The 22,206-nt window shown below is 73.3% G+C and carries 21 protein-coding genes and 1 riboswitch; of the genes, 10 read left to right on the forward strand and 11 right to left on the reverse strand.

The genetic code is table 11. The features are described from left to right. Positions 1–297: 297 nt before the first annotated feature. Complete coding sequence (gene rsgA, locus ACWCRA_RS00210; RefSeq protein ID WP_351545606.1) at positions 298–1,413, reverse strand: ribosome small subunit-dependent GTPase A; 1,116 nt, start codon at positions 1,411–1,413, stop codon at positions 298–300. A gap of 472 nt (positions 1,414–1,885) precedes the next feature. On the opposite strand from rsgA, the gene ACWCRA_RS00215 reads away from it, so the two are divergent. From ACWCRA_RS00215 to ACWCRA_RS00225, 3 genes are all read left to right on the forward strand, one after another. Then, positions 1,886–3,184 carry a flavin-containing monooxygenase gene (locus tag ACWCRA_RS00215; protein WP_351545609.1) on the forward strand — a complete coding sequence of 433 codons (1,299 nt, stop codon included), beginning with the start codon at positions 1,886–1,888 and terminating at the stop codon, positions 3,182–3,184. A gap of 143 nt (positions 3,185–3,327) precedes the next feature. Then, positions 3,328–4,410 carry a right-handed parallel beta-helix repeat-containing protein gene (locus ACWCRA_RS00220; RefSeq protein WP_351545612.1) on the forward strand — a complete coding sequence of 361 codons (1,083 nt, stop codon included), beginning with the start codon at positions 3,328–3,330 and terminating at the stop codon, positions 4,408–4,410. 58 nt (positions 4,411–4,468) lie between these two features. Further along, positions 4,469–5,596 carry a methyltransferase gene (locus ACWCRA_RS00225; protein WP_351545615.1) on the forward strand — a complete coding sequence of 376 codons (1,128 nt, stop codon included), beginning with the start codon at positions 4,469–4,471 and terminating at the stop codon, positions 5,594–5,596. 78 nt (positions 5,597–5,674) lie between these two features. On the opposite strand, the gene ACWCRA_RS00230 is transcribed toward ACWCRA_RS00225, so the two are convergent. The 7 genes from ACWCRA_RS00230 to ACWCRA_RS00260 are packed head-to-tail and all read right to left on the reverse strand — an operon-like array spanning position 5,675 to position 10,981. Next, positions 5,675–6,022, reverse strand: coding sequence for a TcmI family type II polyketide cyclase (locus tag ACWCRA_RS00230; protein ID WP_351545618.1), 348 nt, complete (start codon positions 6,020–6,022; stop codon positions 5,675–5,677). An 18-nt stretch (positions 6,023–6,040) separates the two neighbouring features. Then, the gene (locus ACWCRA_RS00235) at positions 6,041–6,520 is read right to left on the reverse strand and encodes an SRPBCC family protein (protein WP_351545621.1); all 480 of its coding nucleotides are present in this window, start codon (positions 6,518–6,520) and stop codon (positions 6,041–6,043) included. 1 nt (position 6,521) lies between these two features. Beyond that, a complete protein-coding gene (locus ACWCRA_RS00240; RefSeq protein ID WP_351545624.1) occupies positions 6,522–6,782 on the reverse strand; it encodes an acyl carrier protein in 261 nt (86 codons plus the stop codon). Next, positions 6,779–8,104, reverse strand: coding sequence for a ketosynthase chain-length factor (locus ACWCRA_RS00245; protein ID WP_351545627.1), 1,326 nt, complete (start codon positions 8,102–8,104; stop codon positions 6,779–6,781). The genes ACWCRA_RS00240 and ACWCRA_RS00245 overlap by 4 nt, the downstream gene beginning before the upstream one ends. Further along, a complete protein-coding gene (locus ACWCRA_RS00250) occupies positions 8,101–9,369 on the reverse strand; it encodes a beta-ketoacyl-[acyl-carrier-protein] synthase family protein (protein WP_351545630.1) in 1,269 nt (422 codons plus the stop codon). The genes ACWCRA_RS00245 and ACWCRA_RS00250 overlap by 4 nt, the downstream gene beginning before the upstream one ends. After that, positions 9,366–9,803 carry a cupin domain-containing protein gene (locus ACWCRA_RS00255; RefSeq protein ID WP_351545632.1) on the reverse strand — a complete coding sequence of 146 codons (438 nt, stop codon included), beginning with the start codon at positions 9,801–9,803 and terminating at the stop codon, positions 9,366–9,368. Before ACWCRA_RS00255 ends, ACWCRA_RS00250 begins: the two co-directional genes overlap by 4 nt. A gap of 53 nt (positions 9,804–9,856) precedes the next feature. Beyond that, on the reverse strand, positions 9,857–10,981 hold the full coding sequence (locus tag ACWCRA_RS00260; RefSeq protein ID WP_351545635.1) for a SchA/CurD-like domain-containing protein: 1,125 nt from the start codon (positions 10,979–10,981) through the stop codon (positions 9,857–9,859). A 235-nt stretch (positions 10,982–11,216) separates the two neighbouring features. Between ACWCRA_RS00260 and ACWCRA_RS00265 the strand changes: the two genes are divergently transcribed. The 4 genes from ACWCRA_RS00265 to ACWCRA_RS00280 all read left to right on the forward strand — a co-directional run bounded on the left by ACWCRA_RS00265 (position 11,217) and on the right by ACWCRA_RS00280 (position 17,917). Next, entirely contained in the window at positions 11,217–12,893 is a 1,677-nt protein-coding gene (locus ACWCRA_RS00265; protein ID WP_351545638.1) for an FAD-dependent oxidoreductase, read from the forward strand. 141 nt (positions 12,894–13,034) lie between these two features. Beyond that, entirely contained in the window at positions 13,035–15,716 is a 2,682-nt protein-coding gene (locus ACWCRA_RS00270) for a SpoIIE family protein phosphatase (RefSeq protein WP_351545640.1), read from the forward strand. Positions 15,717–15,757: 41 nt separating this feature from the next. Beyond that, positions 15,758–16,501, forward strand: coding sequence for a hypothetical protein (locus ACWCRA_RS00275; protein WP_451066406.1), 744 nt, complete (start codon positions 15,758–15,760; stop codon positions 16,499–16,501). A gap of 609 nt (positions 16,502–17,110) precedes the next feature. After that, the gene (locus ACWCRA_RS00280) at positions 17,111–17,917 is read left to right on the forward strand and encodes an aminotransferase class IV family protein (protein WP_451066407.1); all 807 of its coding nucleotides are present in this window, start codon (positions 17,111–17,113) and stop codon (positions 17,915–17,917) included. Here the strand turns inward: ACWCRA_RS00280 and ACWCRA_RS00285 are convergent. Further along, positions 17,904–18,479 (reverse strand): histidine phosphatase family protein, encoded by a 576-nt coding sequence (locus ACWCRA_RS00285; protein WP_451066408.1) that lies wholly within the window; start codon positions 18,477–18,479, stop codon positions 17,904–17,906. The genes ACWCRA_RS00280 and ACWCRA_RS00285 overlap by 14 nt on opposite strands. Positions 18,480–18,538: 59 nt before the next feature. Then, positions 18,539–18,632: riboswitch (adenosylcobalamin (AdoCbl) riboswitch) on the forward strand. A 52-nt stretch (positions 18,633–18,684) separates the two neighbouring features. Here ACWCRA_RS00285 and ACWCRA_RS00290 point away from each other — a divergent pair. The 3 genes from ACWCRA_RS00290 (at position 18,685) to ACWCRA_RS00300 (ending at position 20,156) form a co-directional block, all read left to right on the forward strand. Continuing rightward, complete coding sequence (locus tag ACWCRA_RS00290) at positions 18,685–18,903, forward strand: CbtB domain-containing protein (protein ID WP_351545650.1); 219 nt, start codon at positions 18,685–18,687, stop codon at positions 18,901–18,903. A 12-nt stretch (positions 18,904–18,915) separates the two neighbouring features. Then, the gene (locus ACWCRA_RS00295; RefSeq protein ID WP_351545653.1) at positions 18,916–19,668 is read left to right on the forward strand and encodes a CbtA family protein; all 753 of its coding nucleotides are present in this window, start codon (positions 18,916–18,918) and stop codon (positions 19,666–19,668) included. Between the two features lie 83 nt (positions 19,669–19,751). Then, a complete protein-coding gene (locus ACWCRA_RS00300) occupies positions 19,752–20,156 on the forward strand; it encodes a VOC family protein (RefSeq protein WP_451066409.1) in 405 nt (134 codons plus the stop codon). 9 nt (positions 20,157–20,165) lie between these two features. Here the strand turns inward: ACWCRA_RS00300 and ACWCRA_RS00305 are convergent, their stop codons facing one another. Together ACWCRA_RS00305 and ACWCRA_RS00310 are read right to left on the reverse strand one after the other, a co-directional pair. Then, the gene (locus tag ACWCRA_RS00305) at positions 20,166–20,852 is read right to left on the reverse strand and encodes a DUF6597 domain-containing transcriptional factor (protein WP_451066410.1); all 687 of its coding nucleotides are present in this window, start codon (positions 20,850–20,852) and stop codon (positions 20,166–20,168) included. 150 nt (positions 20,853–21,002) lie between these two features. Then, positions 21,003–22,193 (reverse strand): YihY/virulence factor BrkB family protein, encoded by a 1,191-nt coding sequence (locus ACWCRA_RS00310; protein ID WP_351545662.1) that lies wholly within the window; start codon positions 22,191–22,193, stop codon positions 21,003–21,005. Positions 22,194–22,206 lie beyond the last annotated feature (13 nt).

Here is a 22,206-nt window from a genome sequence, read left to right on the forward strand (position 1 = left end):
GGACGGGCGGGGCGGCCGGTTCACCCGCTCCCACCTGGGGCGGAACGGACAGGAGCGGACTCGCGTATGACTGATGTCACGGGCCGGTACGGGCGGGACGGCGGTGCGGCGGCGGGACGGGGGCCCGGGGAAGCGGGTGGGGACGGCGGCCCCTCAAGACCCCCCAAGACCCCCCAAGACTCTCCAGGACCCCCAAGAGCCCGCACGGGCCCCGAACATGGGCCCCGAGGGCCCCGGGGTCCCGGGGAGGGCGGCGGGGCCGCCCGGGGAAGCGGGCGCTCCCCCGGGCGGGAGCCCCTACCGCAGCCGGCCGCGCTTGGCCTCCATCGCCGCCCGGCCCTCCGCGCCCTTGCGCCGCCACTCCCTGCGGAGTTCCGCGCGCACCCGGGCGTCGGTCTTGGCGACGATGTGCTGGTTCTCCCGCAGCAGCTTGCGGTAGCTCTCCAGCCGGCGTGCTCCGAGCGACCCGTCGGCCGCCGCGGCCAGCACCGCGCACCCCGGCTCGGCCTCGTGGGCGCAGTCGTGGAAGCGGCAGTTCCGGGCGAGTTCCTCGATCTCCGCGAAGACCTGCCCCACCCCGGCCCCGGCGTCGTAGAGCCCGACGCCCCGCAGTCCGGGCGTGTCGATGAGCACCCCGCCGCCGGGCAGGACCAGCAGATTGCGGGTCGTGGTGGTGTGCCGCCCCTTGCCGTCGATGTCCCGGATCGCCTGAACGTCCATCACATCGGTGCCGGTCAGCGTGTTGGCGAGGGTGGACTTGCCCGCGCCGGAGACTCCCAGCAGCACACTCGTGCCGCCGGAGACGGCCCCGGCCAGCTCGGCCGTCCCCTCGCCGTTCAGCGAACTGACGGCCAGCACCCGCACCCCGGGGGCGGTGTGCTCCACATCGCGGACCAGATGGGCCAGGCCCGCCGCGTCCGGGACGAGGTCGGCCTTGGTGAGCACGACGATCGGCTGGGCGCCGCTCTCCCAGGCCAGGGCCAGAAAGCGCTCGATCCGTCCGAGGTCGAGTTCGACGGCGAGGGAGACCGCGATGACGGCGTGGTCGACGTTGGCGGCGAGGATCTGCCCCTCGGAGCGCTTGGACGAGGTGGAGCGCACGAAGGCGGTGCGGCGCGGCAGATACGTCCGTACGAAGAGGGGGTCGCCGGCGGGGTCGACGGCGGCCCAGTCACCGGTGCAGATGACCCGCAGCGGGTCGTGCGGGGTGACGAAGGCGGTGTCGGCGCGGACCGGTCCGGCGGCGGTGAGCACATCGCAGTGCCCTCGGTCGACGCGGACCACCCGGCCGGGCAGCAGCCCCTGGGCGGCGTACGGGGCGAACGCGGCGGCCCACCGCCCGTCCCAGCCGTAGGGGGCGAGGGCGTGCGGGGTGCCGGGGCGGGACGGCGCGTCGGAGGAGGTGTGGGACAAGGGGAGACCCTTCGGAGGGTGGCCCCGGCGGCGCGCTCGGCGCGCGGAGTGTGTACGGGTGTCAGCCGGAGACCACGGGGATGGGAACGATGAACTCCTGAATACGGGCGGAGCCCGTCACCGTGACAGTCATCACCGTCGTCACCTCCTGCTTTCCGCGGTGGACCGATGAACCGGGCCCGGGGCGGCGCAGAGCCTCCCGGGGGGAACGGAGTGAAGGCTAACCGTGCCGGCGCACGGGTGCCAGTCATTTCCCGGGAGCGGGCTTTCGTCACGCGGGGCGGGGCCCGCTCCGGATTCCGTCACGCCGCGGCGTTCCGTCGCGTGGCTGGCCGAGGGCCGCGGGCGGCCCGGCCGGCGGGCGGTTCCTTTGACATCGAGCCGACTTCACGGGCCAGGATCTGAGCCGGGCCGGCCCAACCGCGGGGGAGCACGACAGCGATGTGCAGGAACACGGCAGAGAGGTTCGATCGTGGGAACAGTGGAGTACACGGAGACCGTGGTGATCGGCGGTGGCCAGCAGGGGTGCGGCGTGGCCGCGGCCCTCGGGGAGGTGGGCCGGGAGGCGCTCGTCCTGGAACGGGGCGAGATCGGTCAGGCCTGGGCGCACGAGCGCTGGGACAGCCTGCTCGTGGGCAGCGGCAATCGAACGGTCCGCTTCCCCGGCTGGGAGTACGACGGCGACGATCCCGACGGTTTCATGCCGGGGCGGGAGCTGGCCGGGCATCTGCGGGACTACGCGAAGGAGCGGAATCTGCGGGTGCGGGAGCACACGGCCGTCCGGGAGGTCGAGTGTCCCCCGGACGCCGGTGACCGCGACGAGGTGCGGTTCAGGGCGCGGCTGTCCTCGGGGGATGTCGTCGAGTCCCGCAATCTGGTGGCGGCGATGGGCGGATACGCGGCCCCCCGGGTGCCCGCTCCCGCGTCCGATGTCGACCCGTCCGTGCGGCAGATGCACTCGCGGTTCTACCGCAACCCCGGGTCCCTGCCGGGCGGGGCGGTGCTCGTGGTGGGCGCGGGCATCAGCGGTCAGCAGATCGCCGACGAACTCGCGGACGCCGGGCGCGAGGTGTTCCTGTCGGTCGGCCGGCACCAGGCGTGGCCGCGCCACTACCGGGGCCGCAGCCTCCACGAGTGGATGTTCGTGTTCCCTCTGTACGAGGAGTACATCACCCCGGAAGGCGTCGACTCGGGCGCGCTGCCGGGTCTGGGGGTGGCCTCCGTGAAGGCCGGGAGCAGCGATCTCAATCTCGGCACGCTGGCGGAGAAGGGAGTCGTCCTCGTCGGTTCGGTCCGCGCGGCCGACCGGCGGGTCCTGCGGCTGGAGGACAATGTCACCGCGATCGCCCGGGAGTCGTCCCGTTCGTTCCGGCGGGTCATCGACACCATCGACGCCGGTATCCGCGGCCGGGGTTTCGTGGTGCCGGAGGAGACTCCGGCGCCCTGTGTCCGCCTGGACCACCTCTCCGATTACGGGGACACCCTCGATCTGGCCCGGCACGACATCACGACGATCATCTGGTGCACCGGCTTCGGGCCGGACTACCGGATTCTGCCGGACCGGCTGCTCGACGACCGAGGGGCGCCCCTCCAGGAGAAGGGCGTCCTCGGCACGGTCCCCGGGCTGTACTACGCGGGGCTCCCGGACGGGAACTCTCTCGCCCCGGTCGCCATCGCGGCCAGTGTCGAGAACGGGCGGTTCATCGCGCGCCAGATCCACATCGACCACGTCCTGAGGTCCGGCTCCGGGAAGACCTTCCTCACTCCCTGAGCGCCGCGCCCCGGGCCGGCCGGCCCGGGGCGCCTTCCCGGGGGGCGCGCCCGGGGGCCGGGGGCCACCCGGACGACGGAGGGCGCCCATCGATCCGCCCCCTCCGTGTGGCGGGCCCTCAGAAACGCCCATAGCGTCGCTTTATGGCACAACGACAAAAAAACTATGGAAAACCATTCGGATGCGCCCTGGGGATCGCCGCCGCCGTGGCCGGGGTGATCGGCGCCGCACCGGCGGGCGGCGGTGGCACGACCCACACCGTGCGCGCCGGGGAGTCGATCCAGGCGGCGGTCGACGCCGCGAGGCCTGGGGACACGGTGGTCGTGCGCCCGGGGACGTACCGCGAGAGCGTGCTCGTCACCACCGACCGGCTGACCCTGCGCGGCTCGGGCCCCGGGACCGTGCTGCTGCCCGCGACGGACCGCTCGCTCGCCGCGAACAGCTGCGCGCGCGAGGGGCACGGCATCTGTGTGACCGGCACCGGGGAGGCGGACACCGCGCGGGTGTCGGTCCGCTCGCTGACCCTGCGGGGGTTCAGCCGGCACGGGCTGTGGGCCTCCCGCACCGACCGGCTCTCCGTCCGGCAGGTGACCGCCGAGGAGAACGGGATCTGGGGGATCGCCCAGCAGCGCTCCACCCGGGCGTCGTTCCGGGAGAACACGGTGCGGGGGAACGGCGACGCGGGCATCTTCCTCGCCAACGCCGTGGACGCCGAGGGCGGCGCGACCGACCAGGGCGGTGCGGTGATCGCCGACAACAGGGCGACCGGGAACCGGATCGGCCTGACGGTGCGGCGGGTCCGGAATCTCACCGTCCGAGGCAATGAGCTCTCCGCGAACTGCGCCGGGATGTTCATCGTCGGCGACGAGTCCAGGCCCGCCGCCGGGGCGATGACCGTCCGCTCCAACACGGTCTCCGGGAACAACCGGCTCTGTCCGGCGACCCCGAGGCTCCCCGCCATCCAGGGCTCCGGGATCGTCCTCACCGGCTCCGAGGCCACCGTCGTCCGGGGCAACACGGTCCGCGACAACGTGGGTGCCGCGCCGATGTCCGGCGGGATCGTGCTCTTCGAGTCGATGGTCGGCGCGGCCAACACCGACAACGTCGTCGAGCACAACACGGTGACGGGCAACGCCAGGGCCGATCTGGTCCACCGGGGCGGCGGCAGCGGCAACCGGTTCGCCCGGAACTCCTGCGCGTCGTCCGAGCCCGCCGGAATGTGCTGACCCGGGGCCCGGGGCCGCCGGGCCCGCCCCTCCCACCCGCCGAAGGATTCGAGGCCCCATGACCACCCTCAGTACCCGACCGTTCCCGACCGCCCCCGCCGACGGTGCCGCCGCCCCTCCCCCGGGCATGCGGATGCGCGAACTCGTCTTCGGCGCGGCCGTCGCCGCCGCCGTGCGGGCCGCCGCCCGGCTCGGGGTCGCCGACGCGCTCGGCGACGTCCCCGCGAGCGCGGAGAAGCTGGCCTCGGCGGTCCGCGCCGAACCCCGGCCGCTGCGCCGGCTGCTGCGCGCCCTGTCCTGCCACGGTGTCTTCGAGGAGCGGCCGGACGGCACCTTCGGCCACACCGAGATGTCCCGGATGCTCCGCGAGGACGATCCGCAGAGCCTGCGCTGGATCGCCCTGTGGTGCACCGAGCCCTGGACCTGGGCCGCCTGGCCCAGGCTGGACGACGCCGTGCGCGCGGACGGCGGCCCGGTCTTCCAGGACCTCTTCGGCAAGGGCTTCTTCGAGTATCTGCACCAGGACGCCGGCGAGTCGGCCCAGGTGTTCAACCGGGCCATGACCACCTCCAGCCGGCAGTCCGCGCTGGAGGTGGCCGAGCTGCTCGACCTCACCGGGGTCGGCTCGGTCGCCGACATCGGCGGCGGCCAGGGGCATGTGCTGGCGAGCCTCCTGGAGAAGCACCCCGGGGTGAGCGGCACCCTCCTGGATCTGCCCGATGTGGTGGCGAAGGCCGACCCCCGGCTGCTCGACGGCGGGGCGCTGGCCGGGCGGGTGAGCGTCGTGCCCGGCGACTGCCGCCGGGAGATCCCGGTCGGCGCGGATCTCTACATCATCAAGAACATCCTGGAGTGGGACGACGACAGCACCCACGCCACCCTCCGCAATGTGGTGGCGGCGGCCCGTCCCGGGGCGCGGGTCGTGGTGATCGAGAACCTGGTGGACGACACCCCGTCGATGAAGTTCACCACCGCGATGGATCTGCTGCTGCTGCTCAATGTGGGCGGCGCCAAGCACACCCGGGAGTCCATGGTGGAGCGGATGACCCGGGCGGGGCTGCCGCCCGGCTCGGTCCGCCCGGTGAACTCCTATCTCCACGCGTTCGAGGCCGTGGTCGCGGAGGAGGGCACCGGCCTCGGCACGGACCCCTCGGCCCAGGAGGCGGTGGCGGCCGTACCCGGGTGAACCACCGCCGCGTCCCGGGTGCGCGAAGGCGCCCCGGGCCCCTTCCGGGGTCCGGGGCGCCTTCGCGCCGCGCGGTGGTCAACCCGGCGGGGACCAGGTGTAGAAACGGTGGGCCATGGCGTCCTTCGGGCCCTGCCAGGTCTCCGGGTCGTACGGGCTGATGTACGCGTTCAGCCGGTCGCTGAGGTCCCGGAACTCGGGGTGTTCGACCACCTTCGCCACGGCGGGCCCGGGCGGCCGGTCCGACTCGATCAGATGCAGATACACATCGCCGAACTGGAAGAGGCTGCGCCGTCTCACTCCGACGAGCCGCGGCAGTTCGCCCTCGTCGGACGCGGCGAACAGCTCGGCGATGCCATCGGCCGACTCGGGCGCCATCCGGGCCACGATCAGGGCCTGGTGCGGGTAGTGGGCGGGCTGGGACACGGTCGGTCGCCTCCCCGCTCAGCCGGCGGCGGGGGCCGCCGCGCGGCGCTCCCGGTCCCGCTGCTCGATCTTGTCCCGGATCAGCGCCATCTGGACCTTGGAGTTGCGGTTGATGTTGTCGGTCATCCAGTCGTCGTCGACCGGGGCGTCCGGCTTCATCGCGAAATCCTGCCGCCAGTGCATCCGGGTGCCGCCGGGCACCTCGGAGAACTCCCAGTGGATGTCCATGTGCTGGAACGGCCCGGTCTCCACCCGCCGGGCGCGCACCGTGCGGCTCTCCCGGTCGGGGGTGCGCTCGGAGACCCAGCTCCACACCTTCCCGTTCTCGTCGGGGTGCATGGTCAGCCGGAAGGTGGTGGTGTCGCCCCTGCGCTCCAGCACCTCGACCGAGGCGTACTCGCTGAAGAGCTGGGGCCAGTTCTCCAGGTCGTTGGTGATGTCCCAGACGACGTCCAGGGGGGCTCTGACGGTGATCTCGTTCTCGGTGTGTCCGGGCACTTCAGGCTCCGCTCTTGGTCAGGGACGTGTTCACGAGGTCGAGGAACTCGCGCGGGGTCGCGCACTTCTCCGCGTCCTGCGGCATCGGGGTGCCGTGCCGGTTCTCCAGCGCGGCGACGATGCCGAGCAGGCCGAGCGAGTCCAGGCCGTACTCCTCGAAGGAGGTGTCCGGGTGGTCCGCCAGCTCGGCCGGATCGACGGGGATGCCGGCGTTCTGCCGCATCAGGCCGGCCAGTTCCTCCGGGGTCACTGCGTCTGTCATGCGTTCTCTCCTTGTCGGGTGGGGTTCCGGGGCGGTGGCGCGGGGGCCGCGCTGCGCAGCACGAGTGCCGCGTTGGAGCCCATGAGCCCCCGGCTGAGGACCAGGGCCGTGCGCAGCGGCGCCCGGCGGGCCTTGCCGGTGACGACATCGATGTCGTGGCAGACGTCGAAGACATTGGGCGTGGGCGGTACGACTCCGTGCTCCATGGCCATGACGGCGGCGGCCACATCGAGCACCGGCCCGCCGCAGTAGGCCCGGCCGGTGCCGGTCTTGGGCGCGGTGACGGGCACCCGCCGGCCGTGCTGGCCCAGGGCGTCGGTGATCGCCAGCGCCTCGGCGCGGTCGGCCTCGGGCACACCGAGGGCGTCGGCGAAGACCACATCGATCTCCTCCGGCGCGCAGTCCGCCTCCCTCAGGGCGCCCTGGATGGCCCGGGCGAGGCCCTCGCGGGAGTCCTGCCAGCGGGAGGGGCCGCTGAAGGTGGCCGCGTGCCCGGCGATCCTGGCGCGCGGCCGGGCGCCCCGGCGCAGCGCCGCCGACTCCTCCTCGACCACGAGCATCGCACCGCCCTCGGCGGGTACGAAGCCGCAGGCCTCGGTGGTGAAGGGCCGGTAGGCGCGGGTGGGGTCCTCGCTGGTGCTCAGGTCCTCGTAGCCGAGCTGGCAGACGACCGAGTAGGGCGCGAGGGGGGCCTCGGCGGAGCCGACGACGACGGCGTCGGTGCCGCGCCGGATCGCCCCGGCGGCGTGGGCGAAGGCGTCGAGGCCGCCGGCCTCGTCGCTGCACACCACCCCGCAGGGCCCCTTGAAGCCGCCCCGGATGGAGATCTGGCCGGTGCTGGCGGCGTAGAACCAGGCGATGGACTGGTAGGGGCCGACGAAACGGGGGCTGTTGCCCCACAGGGCCTGGAGTTCGCGCTGGCCGAACTCGCCGCCGCCGGAGCCCGACGCGGTGACCACCCCGACGCCGAAGGGCGAGCCCTCGTAGTCGGCGCGGCCCAGCCGGGCGTCCGCGAGGGCGAGATCGGCGGCGGCCATGGCGAAGTGGGTGAACCGGTCGGTCTGGACCAGGAAGCGGTCCTCGACCAGGGTGTCCGGCTCCAGGTCGCGGACCTCGCCGCCGACGCGGAGCGGCAGGTGTTCACAGCCCTCGCGGGTGATCCGGTCGAGGACGCTGATGCCCTCCTGGGTGGATTTCCAGAAGACGTCCGCGCCGATGCCGTTGGGGGCGATGACGCCGATCCCGGTGATGACGGTCCGCCGGCCGCCGCGGTCCGGGCTCCCGCTCGGGTCGCGGCTGCGCCGGGTTCGGGTGGTGCTCATCGTGGCCTCCCACTGAGTCGGCTCATGACGACCGCTGACTGGAATCCGCCGAACCCGCTGCCGACGGAGAGCACATGGCGCAGCTTCCGGGACCGGGCGGTGCGCGGTACGTAGTCCAGGTCGCACTCGGGGTCGGGGGTCTCGTAGTTGGCCGTCGGCGGCACCGTCTGCCGGTCCATGGCCAGCACACAGGCCACCAGCTCGATCGCCCCGATCGCGCCCAGGGAGTGGCCCACCATGGATTTGATGGAGCTCATCGGGGTCCGGTAGGCGTGCTGTCCGAGCGAGCGCTTCACGGCGGCGGTCTCGTGGCGGTCGTTCTGCTTGGTGCCCGAGCCGTGCGCGTTGACGTAGTCGATCCTCGTGCCGTCGAGCCGGGCGTGGGCGAGCGCGGTGTCGATGGCGCGGGCCATCTCCAGCCCCTCGGGGGTCAGCCCGGTCATGTGGTAGGCGTTGCCGAAGGTGGCGTAGCCGCCGATCTCGCAGTACACGGTGGCACCGCGGGCTCGGGCGTGCTCCAGCTCCTCCAGGACCAGGACGGCACCGCCCTCGCCCATGACGAACCCGTCGCGGTGGGCGTCGAACGGCCGGGAGGCGTGCTCCGGGTCGTCGTTGTTGGGCGAGGTGGCCTTGATGGCGTCGAAGCAGGCCACGGTGATCGGGGATATCGGGGAGTCCGACGCGCCGGCGACGCAGATGTCGGCGCGGCCCTCCTCGATGGCGTGGAAGGCGTAGCCGACGGCGTCCAGGCCGGAGGTGCAGCCGGTGGAGACGGTCTGCACGGGTCCGTGGGCGCCGATCTGCTCGGCGACGGCGGAGGCGAGGGTGCTGGGCGAGAAGGCGCGGTGGAGGTGGGCCCCGGCGGGGCGGTGGTCCACGTCCCAGCGGGCACCGGCCGAGGAGACGGCGACATAGTCGTGTTCCAGCCGGGTGGTGCCGCCGACCGCGGTGCCCAGGGAGACACCGATGCGCCAGGGGTCCTCGCGTTCGGGGTCGAGCCCCGCGTCCCGTATCGCCTCCCGGGCCGCCACCAGGGCGAACTGGATGTACCGGTCCGAGCGGGCGGTGTCCTCGGGGGCGAGGCCGTGCTCGGCGGGGTCGAAGTCGACCTCGGCGGCGATCCGGGAGCGGAACCCCTCCGGGTCGAAGAGGGTGATGCCGCGGGTCGCGGTGCGCCCGTTCGCCAGCAGGTCCCAGAACGCCGGGGCGCCGACACCGCCGGGGGCGACGACGCCGACCCCGGTGACCGCCACCCGCCGGTTCACGACACTGCCCCGGAACGTTCCGGCGGACCGCCGGGGGCCGAGGCCTGTTCGGTGCCCTCGGTGTCGACATGGCCGAGTTCGGGGCGGGGCGCGAGGGGGCCGAGGTGGAAGACCATCCGGGCCTCGGTGTCACCGACGTTGCGGAACCGGTGGCGCACATTCAGCGGGATCATCAGCCCCTGGTCGGGGCGCATGGAGTGGGTGACACCCTCCAGATCCACTTCCAGGAGCCCGCTGACCACATAGACGAACTCCTCCGAGTAGGGGTGGTAGTGCTCGCCGATGCGCTCACCGGGCTGGACGATGGCCAGGCCCATGAAGCCGCTGGTGGCGCCGACCGCCGTGGGGGTGAGCATGGCGCGCAGATCGCCGCCGCGCCGGGTGTTGGGCTGGGTCTCGCTGAGGTCCACGATGCGTGGGCTGTGCGTGGTCATACTGCTTTCCTCCAGTTGGCCCCGGTGGGCCTGGCGGTGCGGGGGTACGCGGGTCAGGACTCGGGCGCCGCGAGCCGGTCGGTGATCAGCTGCATGTCGGAGCCGGCGACGGAGCGGGCGATGTCGGCCTGGGTGCCCCGGGCGATGGCGTCCCCGTCGATGAGCAGCCGGCCGAGGATGGCGGCCTTGCGGGGGCCCCGGACACCGAGCGCGAGCGCCGGGTGGTCGTCGAGGGGGCCGTTGACGTCGATGAGCCGGACCACGATGTCGTCGCGCTGGAAGACCGTGCTGCCGACGATGGGGTTGTGCGGGTCCTCGGCCGCCGCCTCGTCCTGCCGGGAGAGCAGCCGGGCGACCGCGAGGCCGCACTCCTCCTTCGCCCGGTAGAGCAGGGCGTGCCGGTTCACATCGTTGGGTCCCGGCCCCTCGGCGGCGACATGGTGCACCGCGGGGAGCGCGGCGCGGGTGAAGAAGAGCCGGGCGGAGTTGGCGTCGTCCAGGTCCCGGTCCTGCTCCAGATAGGGGTTGATGGCCTCTTCCACGGCCCGTACCTCGGGCTGCCGGGCGACATGGCGCAGGGCGGCCATCAGGTCGCCCTGGACCTCGATGGCCCGCACCACCCGGTTGCCCTGCATGAAGAGGGAGGTGCGGCGCAGCCGGGTCTGGTCGTCGACCCGGGAGGACGGCGAGGTGTAGCCGGCGAGGATCTTCGCCACGGCCTTCTCGCTGCCGGGCTTGACGGTGAAGGTCAGGGCGTGGCGCACCACTCCGTCGCCGACCCGGGGGGAGGGCTGGAGGCCGCCCCTGGGCTGCTGCTCGGGGGTGGTGCTGAAGGCCTGGCCGGTCTCGCGCAGCACACTGAACCGCAGCGACCTGGTGTCGCGCACACAGCTGTGCAGCGGCAGGACGGTCTCCACGTGCTCCTCGCTGTTCACCCAGGCGAGGAACGGCGGCGCGCTCTCCCACTCGCTGGTGATCAGCCACTGGGAGGGGTTCTCGATGGACTGGCAGAGCTGGTCGCTGATGTGGCCGGGTACGGAGGCGACATGGTTGCGCATGTGCTCGTACGCCTCCAGGAACTGCTTCTGGGCCCCGTCGTAGAGATCCAGCAGCAGTACGACCCGGAGCCTCGACCCGTCGAAGGCGGACTGCGATATGCGTTCCGACAAGGTGGTCATCCCTGTTCACACTCCTTCGCGACCGCGCCGCCGCCACGGACATGGCCCGTCGTCAGTCGTCATCCGGTATCCGCCGCGGGGCGGTGGTCGGCCGCCGCGCGGTGCGCGTGATCACCCCTGGCGCGGGGCGCTCCCGTGCACCGATCGTGGTCCGGTACCACCTGTGGCGCGAGAGATGGGCACCATGCGAGTGAATGGGCGGGGGAAGGCCCGTCGCGACGGGCACACAGATTCCATGCATGGGACCACTGAGAGAGCCAAGAACACCGGGACCCCAGATGTCCGGGTGCCGATCCTGATCGTGGGCGGGTCCCTGGTGGGCCTGTCCACCTCGATGTTCCTGAGCCGGCACGGCATCGGACATCTGCTGGCCGAGAAGCACGCGGGCACCTCCACCCATCCGCGCGGACGGGGGATCAACGTCCGGTCGATGGAGCTGTTCCGCCGCGCCGGGGTGGAGCGGGAGATCCGCGAGGCCGCCGCCGTCCTCGCCGGCAACCATGGAATCCTCCAGGCCGGATCGCTGACCGGCGAGGACCAGGAGTGGCTGTTCCGGGAGATCGACCCGGGCGGCGGACTGGCCCGGATCAGCCCGTCCACCTGGTGTCTGTGCAGCCAGAACGACATCGAGCCGGTGCTCGCCGCCCGTTCCCGGCAGGAGGGCGCCGATCTGCGGTTCGGCACCGAGCTGCTCTCCTTCGAGCAGGACGCCACGGGGGTGACGGCGCTGATCGAGGAGCGGTCGTCGGGTGAGCGGACCACCGTGCGGGCGGACTATCTGGTCGCCGCCGACGGGCCGCGCAGCCCGGTCCGCGAGCAGTTGCGCATCGGCCAGAGCGGCAACGGCGAGCTGTTCCACAACGTGAGCCTGACGTTCACCTCGCGGCAGCTCGTCTCCATCGTCGGGGACCGCCGCTTCATCGTCTGCTATCTGACCGCGCCGGGGGCCGACGGGGCGCTGCTGCCGGTGGACAACGCCGAGCGCTGGGTCTTCCACGCGCCCTGGCACCCGGAGCGGGGCGAGCGGCTGGAGGACTTCACCGACGACCGCTGCCGGGACCACATCCGCCGTGCGGTGGGCGCTCCGGAGCTGGATGTGGAGATCACCGGCAAGGCGCCCTGGCACGCCGCCGAACGGGTGGCCCGGCGGTACTCGGTCGGACGGGTGTTCCTCGCCGGTGACGCGGCCCACGAGATGTCCCCCACCGGCGCCTTCGGCTCCAACACGGGCATCCAGGACGCCCACAACCTGGCCTGGAAACTGGCGGCGGTGCTCCGCGGATGGGCCGGGGCGGCGCTGCTGGACAGCTACGGCGAGGAGCGGCAGCCGGTGGCGAAGGCGACGGGTGAGCGGGCGTCCGCCCGTTCGGCGGAGCACAGCCACCCCGGTTACGAGGCCCCGGCGGTGCCCGGCGGGCGGCAGGGCGGGGTGCTGACGGTGGCCCTGGGGTACGGCTATCCCCGGGGCGCGGTCGTCGGTGTCGACCCGGCGCGTCCGGTCGTACCGGAGCGGATGTCGCTGACGGGCGAGCCCGGCACCCGCGCGCCGCATCTGTGGGTGCGCCGGCAGGGCGAACGGATGTCGACCCTCGATCTGTACGAGCGCTCACTCGTTCTGCTCTGCGGGGAGGGCGCGGTGTGGCACGACGCCGCGCACAAGGCCGCGGCGCGGCTCTCGGTACCGCTGGACGTGTACGCCATCGGGGACGGGCCGCTGGCGGAGCTGGTGCCGGAGGAGGGCTGCGACTGGACCGGGACGCACGGCACGACGGCCGAGGGCGCGCTGCTGGTGCGTCCGGACGGCTTCGTGGCCTGGCGCTCCGCGGGTGGCGCGCTCGACCCGGAGAAGGCGGTGGCCGAGGCGCTGGCGCAGGTGCTGCGGCTGGGCGTGTCGGGGCAGCACCAGGACTGAGCGGCCCCCGGACGGCCCGGCGGACGCGCCTTCCGGAGGTCGCACGCGTACGGAGATTTGCGCAAAGACATCGCGCGTGTGACCTCCGCGTTCTACCGTGCGCGGATAGCCCACCGTGTGCGGGAGGTGTACAAAGAAGACATGGCCGAACGTTACGGTCGCCCACGCTCGGTTCTGCGGATGCGGACTGTTGCCGGGCAGGTCTTTCTCCTCCAAGTGGCGATCGTGCTGTTGCTCGTCGGCGCGAGCATCGTCGCGCTCGTCCTCCAGTCGCACGCGGACACCGAGCGGGAGGCCGTCAACCGGTCGGTCGCGGTGGCCCGGACCTTCGCCGACTCCCCCGGGATGGACGCGGCGCTCAAGAGCCGCGACCCCACGGCGATCCTCCAGCCGAGCGCCGAGGACGCCCGCAAGGACTCCCATGTCGACTTCATCGTGGTGATGAACACCGACGGCATCCGCTACACCAGCCCGCTGCCGAACGAGATCGGGGAGAAGTTCGTCGGTGACATCGGGCCGGCGCTCGCCGGACAGGAGGCCACCCAGCGGGTGCCCAGCGGGCTCGGACCGCTCGTCCAGGCCGTCGTCCCGGTCTTCGACCGCGGTGGCACGGTGATCGGGGTGGTCTCGTCCGGGGTGACCCTGGAGCGGGTCAGCGGGGCCGTCGAGGACCAGTTCCCGCTGCTGTTCGGCGCCGCGGCCGTGGTGCTGCTGGTCACCACCGGCGGTACGGCGCTGGTCACCCGGCGGCTGCGGCGGCAGACCCATGGGCTCGGTCCGGAGGAGATGACCCGGATGTACGAGCACCACGACGCGGTGCTGCACGCCGTCCGGGAGGGGGTGCTGATCGTCGGCGGCGACGGGCGGCTGCTGCTCGCCAACGACGAGGCGCGCCGGCTGCTGAAGCTCCCGGCCAGGGTGGAGGGCAGGCTCGTCGGCGATCTGGGGCTCGACCCGGCGACCGCCCGGCTGCTGGCGTCGGGCCATCCCGCCACCGACGAGGTGCACCAGGTGGGCGACCGGCTGCTGGCCGTGAACCAGCGCCCCACCAGCCGGGACGGCAGCAGGCTCGGCAGTGTGGCGACCTTCCGGGACACCACCGAACTCCAGGCCGTCAGCGGACGGGCGGAAGTCGCGCAGGGGCGGCTGAAGCTGCTGTACGACGCCGGTACGGAGATCGGCACCACCCTGGACGTGGTGCGCACCTGCGAGGAGGTGGTGGAGTTCGCCGTCGGCCGGTTCTGCGACTACGCCACGGTCGACCTGGTGGAGTCGGTGCTGCGCGGCGAGGAGCCGACGGCGACGGGCGCGGGCGCGGACATGCGGCGGATCGCCGCCGCCGGGACCGGCGACGCGACCGCCCACTTCCGTCTCGGCACCACGATCCGCTATCTCCGCAGCACCCGGATGGGCGCGGGGCTCAACCAGGGCGAGGCGATCCTCGAACAGGACCTGGGCGCGTTCTCCGGGTGGGAGCAGCAGGCGCAGGGGCGGGCGGAGAAGCTGGTGGAGGCGGGTTTCCACTCGATGATCGCGGTACCGCTGCGGGCGCGCGGGGCGATCCTGGGGGTGGCCATCTTCTGGCGCTCCGAGACGTCCGAGGCGTTCGAGGAGGAGGACAGGTCCCTCGCCGAGGAGCTGGTGGCCCGCGCGGCGGTGAGCGTGGACAACGCCCGCCGCTACGACCGTGAGCACACCATGGCGGTGACGCTTCAGCGGAGTCTGCTGCCGCGCGGGGTGCCGGAGCAGACCGCCCTGGATGTCGCCTACCGCTACCGGCCCGCGCAGGCGGGGCTCGGCGGGGCCGGCGGGGTGGGCGGCGACTGGTTCGACATCATTCCGCTGCCGGGCGCGCGGGTGGCGCTGGTCGTGGGCGATGTGGTGGGGCACGGGCTGCACGCCGCAGCCACCATGGGCCGGCTCCGCACGGCGGTGCACAACTTCTCCACCCTCGATCTGCCGCCCGACGAACTGCTGTGGCACCTCGACGAGCTGGTGGCCCGGATCGACGCGGAGGAGACGGCGGGCGGGGAGTCCCAGGTCACGGGGGCGACCTGTCTGTACGCCATTTACGACCCGGCGTCCGGGCGCTGCACGGTCGCCCGGGCGGGGCACCACCAGCCGCTGGTGCTGCGCCCGGACGGCACGGCCGTCTTCGCCGATGTGCCCGGCGGGCCGCCGCTGGGCCTCGGCGGGCTGCCGTTCGAGACGCTGGAGCTGGAGCTGCCGGAGAACAGCAGTCTGGTGCTGTACACCGACGGTCTGGTGGAGGACCGGGAGCGCGACATAGACGAGGGGCTCGCGCTGCTGCGGGAGACCGTGGCGGGGCATCCGGAGCGCACCCCCGACGAGACCTGCGAGGCCGTGCTCGCCGCGCTGCTGCCCGAGCGTCCGCGCGACGACATCGCGCTGCTGGTGGGCCGTACCCGGGTGCTGGGCACGGCGGAGGTGGCGGAGTGGGAGGTGGCGTCGGACCCGTCGGCGGTGGGCGAGGTGCGGAACGCGGTCACCCATAAGCTCGGTGAATGGGATCTGGGAGAAGAGGCGTTCACGACCGAGCTGATCCTCAGCGAGCTGGTCACCAACGCGATCCGCTACGCGATCGGGCCGATCCGGGTGCGGCTGATCCGCGACCGGACGCTGATCTGCGAGGTGTCGGACCACAGCAGCACCTCGCCGCATCTGCGGCAGGCGGCGAGCACCGACGAGGGCGGGCGGGGGCTGTTCCTGGTGGCGCAGTTCGCGGACCGGTGGGGGACGCGCTACACCCCGGACGGGAAGGTGATCTGGACGGAGCAGCCGATCCCGGGGCACGAGGAGTGAGCCTGTGGATCGGGGGGCCGCCCGGCGCGGGGAAGACGACGGTGGCCAGGCTGCTGGCCCGGCGGCACGGTCTGCGCTGGTACGGCGCCGACGCGCACACCTGGAAGCACCGGGACCGGGCCATCGCGGCGGGGCACCGGGCGGCGATCCGCTGGGAGGCGCTTCCCCGGGAGGAGCGGTGGTCGGCGCCGGAGGAGGAGTTGCTCGCGATGTCGCTGCACCACGAGCGCGGCGCGATGATCGCGGAGGATGTGCGGGCGCTGCCGCCGTCGCCGCCGACGGTGGTGGAGGGCACCCCCGTGACCCCCCGGTTCGCCGGACCCCGCGCCCTGTGGCTGCTGCCCACCCCTGAGGTCCAGCGCCGCCGCCTCGCGGAACGCGGCCTGGAGCCGGGCCCGCTGGCGCTCTACCGGCATCTGGTGCGGGTGATCGAGGCGGAGGTGGAGGAGTACGGGGGCGCGGTGCTGCGGGTGGACGGGGAGCGGGGGGTGGCCGAGACCCTGGCGGAGGTGGAGGGGTTCTTCGCGGGGGAGTTGTCGGGGGTGCGGACGGCGGAGGGGCGGCGGGGGTTGTTGCGGTACGCGAACGGGGTGGTGGCGGAGCAGTACCGGGGGTTCCTGGGGCGGGCGTGGGCGCCCCGGGCGGGCCTGGTGGCCCGTTTCGCCTGCGAGTGCGCCTCCCCTGTGTGCGAGGAGGACGTCCCCCTCGACCCCCTGGCCTACCCCCCACCCCTCCCCCTCCTGGCCCACGGCCACGCCGCACCCCCCAACGCTTCCGCCGTCTGAGGCACCCCCCTCAGCCCCACTGGCGTTTGAGCCGCACACCCCAACCCCTCCGGCGATTGAGGAGCACCACCCAGCCCCACCGGTGACTGAGCAGCACCACCCAGCCCCTCCGGCGGCTGAGCCGCACCCCCAGCCCCACCGGTGACTGAGCAGCACCACCCAGCCCCGCCGGTGACTGAGCAGCACCACCCAGCCCCGCCGGCGATTGAGGCGCGGGGGTCCGGGGGCCGGCCCCCGACCGTGGCCCGCACAGTGCGGGCACCTGTGGACCAGGGTCCGTCCTCAAACGCCGGACGGGCTGGATCTCTCAGCCCCTCCGGCGGCTGAGGCAGCACACCCCAGCCCCTCCGGCGATTGAGGAGCGGGGGTTCGGGGGCCGGCCCCCGACCGTGGCCCGCGGGGTGCGGGCACCCTGTCGCACAGGGTCCGTCCTCAAACTCCCCCGGAGCTGCCTCCGGGAGGTGCCCCCAGACGGGCTGGGTTTGCTCGGGCTACCGTGGCGCGGGGGCCGGTATCACGGGTGGGTGGTGGGGGTTTGACTCTCACATCGGTGTGAGGGTTTAGCGTCGGGGCACGGGCAACCGCCCGCTCACCACGGGAGTGACCCCCATGCCCCCTTCTGTCGTCCACCTCAACGGCCACCCCACCACCACCCCCGCCCTCTCCCCCCTCGCCTTCGCCGGCCACGCCCACTTCACCGCCATGCAGGTCCGCGACGGCGGCGTCCGCGGGCTCGATCTGCATCTGGAGCGGCTGCGCGCCGCCTCCGTCGTGCTGTTCGGGCGGGCGCTCCCCGAGGAGCGGGTGCGCTCCCGTCTCCGGGCCGCGGTGGCCGCGGCCGGACCCGGCGATCTCTCGCTGACCGCCACGGTGTTCTCCCCGGCAGGCGAGTTCACGGTCGCCGGGCCCGAGGTGGAACCCGGGGTACTGGTCCGTACCGCACCCCCCTCCTCGGGCCCGGCCGGCCCGCTCACCCTCACCACCGTCGAGCACGAGCGCTTCCTCCCGGCGGTGAAGCACGTCGGCGAGGTCGCCAAGACCCATCTCCTGCGGCAGGCCGCCGCGGAGGGCTTCGACGACGCCGCCTTCGTCGACCGCCGCGGCCGGCTCAGCGAGGCCACCATCTGGAACCTCGCCTTCTGGGACGGCACCGCCGTGGTGTGGCCCCGCGCCGAGATCCTGACCGGGACCACCATGGGCATCCTCCGGCGGCAACTGGCCCACCTCGGCGTCCCCCAGCAGGTGCGGGACGTCACCCCCGCCGATCTGCCGGGGCTGTCGGGGGCGGTGGTGATGAACTCCTGGACCCCGGGCGTGGCGGTGCGCCGGATCGGCTCGGCGGCACTGCCCGCCGCGCCGGACTTCCTGGAGGTGCTCCACCGCGCCCACGGCGCCGAACCCCTCACGGCTCTCTGAGGAGCCGGGTGCCGCAGCGCAGATTCCAGCGCCCGGCCCGGGAGCTGAGTTCGGTGAGCGTCAGCGGCGCGATGTCCAGCCGCCAGAAGACGGGCAGCGGCAGGCCGAGCGCGTGGACCAGCGCGGCGCGCGCCACCGCCGGGTCCACCACCGCGACGAGCCGGCCGGTATCCGGGGGCAGCGCGTCCAGCCAGCCCCCGACCCGGGCGCACAGCGCGGTCAGCGCCTCCCCTCCGTGGGGCGCGGCCGACGGGTCGGTGAGCCAGTGCCCCACCGCGTCCGGCTCGTCCCGGCTCACCTCCGCGAGGCTCCGGCCGCGCCAGTGGCCCATGTCCCACTCGCCCAGCTCCGGCGCCTCCCGGGCGGCGAGCCCGAGCGCCCGGGCCGTCAGCCGGCAGCGCGGCGACGGCCCGGACACCGCCCGGTCCGCCCTCGGCAGCCCTCCGGCCGCCGCCCGCGCGCTCACCAGACCGGCCTCGTCCGGCGGTTCGCCCGCCTCGAAGCGGGCCTCGCGGAGGGCCTCCGTCGCCACCGGCGCGACCATCATCATCCGTACCGTCATTTCCGGCCACCCCGCGCCGTAGCGGTGCCCGCCCGCAAGCGGTACGGTCGCGTGGACATGACGAGAGTGTGATGGAAGTCCGGTGGGAATCCGGCACGGTCGCGCCACTGTGTACCCGCACCGACGCGGGAAGTCAGACCCCGCGCCCTCGTCTGCGGCACCAGGCACCACGACCGGGACGCGTGCTCCCTCAGGAGGTTCTGCCATGGCTCAATCCGCTGTGCCCGCCCCCACCGCCACACCGGCGGTCACCCCCGTCTCCTGGAAGGAACTCGCCCCCTGGGCGGCCTTCGTCGGCATCCTCATGCTGATCCTCCTCTACTTCGTCGGCGCCGAGCAGGGCGCCACCGCCCTCGTCTCCGGCGAGGGTGTCCATGAATGGGTCCACGACGGACGCCATCTGCTCGGCTTCCCCTGCCACTGAGGGCGGCCTGCGATGAACTCCATATCCGTACGGGCCCTGCTGGTACGGGGCATGCTCGCGGGCCTGATCGCGGGGGCGGTGGCCCTGGTGGTGGCGTACTTCCTCGGTGAGGGGCCGGTGGACGCGGCGATCGCGTTCGAGGAGAGCCACAGCCATGGGCACGGCGGCGAGGAACTCGTCAGCCGGGCCGTGCAGTCCACGGCCGGTCTCGCGACCGGTGTGCTGGTCTTCGGGGTCGCGGTCGGCGGTATCGCCGCGCTCGCCCACTGCGCCGCCATCGGCCGCGCCGGGAGCTTCGGCCCCCGGGCCACCGCCGCGTTCGTCGCCCTCGGCGGGCTGCTGACGCTGTATGTGGTGCCGTTCCTGAAGTACCCGCCGAACCCGCCGGCGGTGGGCGACCCGGGCACCATCGGGGAGCGGACGGCGGTGTACTTCCTGATGGTGGTGGTCAGTGTGCTGCTGGGGCTCGCGGCGCTGATCACCGGGAGGCGTCTCGCGCCCCGGCTGGGCAACTGGAACGCGACGGTGGCGGCGGTGGCGGGGTTCGTGGCCGCCACCGGACTGGCGTTCGCGTTCCTGCCCTCGTACAACGAGGTACCCAAGGACTTCCCGGCCGCAGTGGTCTGGGAGTTCCGGCTGGCGACACTGGCGATCCAGGTGACGCTGTGGGCGGTGTTCGGTCTGGTCTTCGGCCATCTGGCCGAACGGCTGCTCACCCCCGGGGCGCGCTCCGGGGCCCGCCGGACGGCGGCCACGGCGCGCTGACCACCGTACGGACACCGGCGGAGCCCCCGCCGGTGTCCGATTCCTTCAAGACCGGCGGCGCGGGGCCCGCCTACGGTGGGGGCATGACTCCGCGCTTCGACTCGATCGGCATCGTCGCCTCCGACATGGCCGCGTCTCTCGCCTTCTACCGCCGGCTCGGCCTGGACGTCCCCTCCGGCGCCGACTCCGCCCCGCACGCCGAGGCCACGCTCCCCAGTGGGGTGCGGGTGCTCTGGGACACCGAGGAGACCATCCGCTCCTTCGACCCCGGGTGGACCCGGCCCACCGGGGGCGAGCGGCTGGGGCTCGCCTTCCGCTGCGACACCGCCGCCGAGGTGGACTCCGTCCACGCGGAGCTGGTCGCCGCGGGGTACCGGAGCCATCTCGAACCGTGGGACGCGGTGTGGGGGCAGCGCTACGCGGTGGTGCTGGACCCCGACGGCTGCGGTGTCTCGCTGTTCGCGGACGCGGGCACGGAAGAGGACTAGGCCGTCTCCTCAGGGGCGGCGGGACGCGGTGTAGGCGGTGAGGGTCGTCCCGGCCAGCTCGCGCATCTCCCGGGCGAGGTGTGCCTGGTCGGCGCAGCCCGCGGCGAGCGCTGCCGCCGTGAACGGCACCCCCCGGCGCACCAGGGCCAGGGCCCGCTGGAGCCGCAGCACCCGGGCGAGGGTCTTGGGTCCGTAGCCGAAGGCGTGGAGCGAGCGGCGGTGCAGTTGCCGGGCGCCGAGGCCGACGGCGCGGGCGGCGGCGGAGACCGTCTGCCCGCTGTCCAGATGCCGGACAATCCGTTCCAGTACGGGGTCCGGCGGGTCCGGCGCGCCGGCGGCCGTCCGGAGCACCAGCTCCTCCAGCGCGGCGGCGGGGTCGGCCGCCGCGTCGATCCGCTCGGCGAGCCGGCGGGCCACGGCCGCGCCCCAGAGGTCGGCCAGCTCCACCCGCTGATCGCGCACCTCGTGCGCGGGGACGCCGAGGAGCGCGGGCGCGGTCCCGGGGGCGAAGCGCACCCCCGCGTACCGGGCGCCCTCCCCGCCGGTGTGGGCGCGTGTGTCGGGCCCGGCGACCAGTAGCCGCCCGGGGGTCCACACCAGATCCATGCACCCGTCGGGGAGGACGGGATGCGGCCCGCTGTGCGGCTGCTGCCAGACAACGGCACCCGTGAGCCGCGCGGGCCGTTCGCTGTACATGCGCCCGAGGCTAACCGCTCCCGCCGCCCGGCCGCCGGTCGAGCTCCCCGATCAGCCCGAGCGCCCCGCCGAGCAGCCCCTCCTCGCCCCCGGGGCCGGCCGCCCGGCGCGCGGGACCGGGGCCCGAGCCGAGCGGCTCACCCGGCCCGTTCACTCCCCCGGCCCCGGTTTCTCCTGGCGTGCGCGGGGCTGTTCGCGGCCGGTGTGGAGGCGGGACCTCACATCGTCGAGCGGGAGGAAGCGGGACCAGCGCTCGGGGAACTCGGACGGCATGTCGCCGGTGCCGCCGTCCCCGTCGTAGAAGTCGTCGTCATCGTCGTCGTCATCGTCGAACTCCTCGAAGATGTGTGCCGCTCGCGCCCTGGCCAGCACCTGCGCGGCCTGGGCCGCGCGGGCGCGCTCGTTGTCCGCGCGGGCCGCCGCCGTGGCCACCGAGGGCCAGACATGGTCGATCGCCGCGTTGACCGCCGCCCCGACGAGCACCGCGAAGGCGGAGATCCCTATCCACAGCAGGACCGCGATCGGCGCCGCCAGCGACCCGTAGATGGTGGGGCCCTCGACCTGGCTCGTGAGGTAGATCCGCAGCAGGAAGCTGCCGAGCACCCACATCCCGAGGGCCACCAGCGCCCCGGGCACATCCTCGATCCAGGGCGAGCGCACCGGCACCGAGACGTGGTACAGCGTGGTCAGGAAGACGATCGAGAGCAGACTGACCAGCGGCCAGTACAGGACGGTGACGACCTCGGTGCCCCAGGGGATCAGCTCCACCACCCGGTCGGGGCCCACCACCGCGAGCGGCAGCACCACCGCGCCGATCAGCAGGGCCATGAGGTAGAGCAGAAACGCCAGCAGCCGGGTGGCGACGATGCCGCGCCGGCCGTCCAGCCCGTACATCACGGTGATCGTGTCGATGAAGACATTCACCGCCCGCGACCCCGACCAGAGCGCGATGGCGAAGCCGATGGAGATGATGTCGGGCTGGCCGCCGTGGGTGACATCCGCCAGCAGCGGCCGGGCGATGTCGTTGACGCCCCGGTCGGACAGGACGGTGCCGACCGCGTTGAGGATGTTCACCTCGATCGAGGCGACCGTGGTGGTGTTGGTCCAGTCGTCCATGTAGCCGAGCAGGCCGAGAAGTCCCAGCATCAGCGGCGGCAGCGAGAGCAGCGTGAAGAACGCCGCCTCGGCCGCCAGGCCCAGAATGCGGTATTCGATGCATGAATTGACCGTGTCCTTCAGCAGCAGCCACGCCATCTTCCGTTTGGAGACGTTGCGGTAGAGCACTCGGGCCCGGTGGAGACGGCCCGATGGCCGCTCGGGTGTTTCATTTGCTGCCTGCACCTCCTTACCGTAT

Source organism: Streptomyces sp. NPDC001889 (genome assembly GCF_053594535.1).

Coding starts and splice junctions, on each gene's coding strand:
- ACWCRA_RS00220 (WP_351545612.1), top strand. CDS start 3,328: ATGGCACAACGACAAAAAAACTATGGAAAACCATTCGGATGCGCCCTG.
- ACWCRA_RS00225 (WP_351545615.1), top strand. CDS start 4,469: ATGACCACCCTCAGTACCCGACCGTTCCCGACCGCCCCCGCCGACGGT.
- ACWCRA_RS00240 (WP_351545624.1), bottom strand. CDS start 6,782: ATGACAGACGCAGTGACCCCGGAGGAACTGGCCGGCCTGATGCGGCAG.
- ACWCRA_RS00245 (WP_351545627.1), bottom strand. CDS start 8,104: ATGAGCACCACCCGAACCCGGCGCAGCCGCGACCCGAGCGGGAGCCCG.
- ACWCRA_RS00255 (WP_351545632.1), bottom strand. CDS start 9,803: ATGACCACGCACAGCCCACGCATCGTGGACCTCAGCGAGACCCAGCCC.
- ACWCRA_RS00260 (WP_351545635.1), bottom strand. CDS start 10,981: ATGACCACCTTGTCGGAACGCATATCGCAGTCCGCCTTCGACGGGTCG.
- ACWCRA_RS00265 (WP_351545638.1), top strand. CDS start 11,217: ATGCATGGGACCACTGAGAGAGCCAAGAACACCGGGACCCCAGATGTC.
- ACWCRA_RS00270 (WP_351545640.1), top strand. CDS start 13,035: ATGGCCGAACGTTACGGTCGCCCACGCTCGGTTCTGCGGATGCGGACT.
- ACWCRA_RS00280 (WP_451066407.1), top strand. CDS start 17,111: ATGCCCCCTTCTGTCGTCCACCTCAACGGCCACCCCACCACCACCCCC.
- ACWCRA_RS00285 (WP_451066408.1), bottom strand. CDS start 18,479: ATGACGGTACGGATGATGATGGTCGCGCCGGTGGCGACGGAGGCCCTC.
- ACWCRA_RS00290 (WP_351545650.1), top strand. CDS start 18,685: ATGGCTCAATCCGCTGTGCCCGCCCCCACCGCCACACCGGCGGTCACC.
- ACWCRA_RS00295 (WP_351545653.1), top strand. CDS start 18,916: ATGAACTCCATATCCGTACGGGCCCTGCTGGTACGGGGCATGCTCGCG.
- ACWCRA_RS00300 (WP_451066409.1), top strand. CDS start 19,752: ATGACTCCGCGCTTCGACTCGATCGGCATCGTCGCCTCCGACATGGCC.
- ACWCRA_RS00305 (WP_451066410.1), bottom strand. CDS start 20,852: ATGTACAGCGAACGGCCCGCGCGGCTCACGGGTGCCGTTGTCTGGCAG.